At 66.2% G+C, this 485-nt stretch carries 1 protein-coding gene; it reads left to right on the top strand.

Annotated elements, in window-relative coordinates; genetic code table 11:
* The coding region (locus AB1L30_RS00730) for an enoyl-CoA hydratase/isomerase family protein (RefSeq protein ID WP_367011431.1) at positions 1-485 on the top strand (485 nt) is incomplete at both ends.

The following is a 485-nucleotide window of genomic DNA, read 5'->3' as shown; positions in this document are numbered from 1 at the left end:
GCTCGGCCAGTTCCTCGCCCTGACCGGCGCGCGGCTGGACGGTGCCGAATGCCTGTGGGCCGGCATCGCCACGCATTACATCCCGAGCGAGCGCCTGTCGGAAACTAAGGCGCGCATCGTCGACGATCCGGCGAACCTGTCGGCGATTCTCGAGGAAATGGGCGAGACACCCGAAGCCGCGCGGCTGGCCGGGAACGAAGAACGGATATCGCGCCACTTCGCTTCGGACGATTTCGAGACCATCCTTGCCTCGCTGGAAAGCGACGACAGCGAATGGGCGGCGAAGGAATTGGAGACGCTGCGTGGCAAGAGCCCGCAGACCTGCAAGGTGGCGCTGCGCCAGCTGGCCGACAGCAGCCGGCTGGACAGCTTCGCCGACAACATGGCGATGGAATACCGAATCGCGAGCCGCGTGCTCGTGCGCCCCGATTTCGCGGAGGGCGTGCGCGCGGTCATCGTCGACAAGACCAACGATCCCCAGTGGG

The sequence above is a fragment of the Bremerella sp. JC817 genome (assembly GCF_040718835.1).
In the GTDB taxonomy this organism is placed as follows: Bacteria; Planctomycetota; Planctomycetia; order Pirellulales; family Pirellulaceae; genus Bremerella.
The sequence above is the reverse complement of the archived record's forward strand: the minus strand, read 5'-3'. Positions and strand labels throughout refer to the sequence as shown.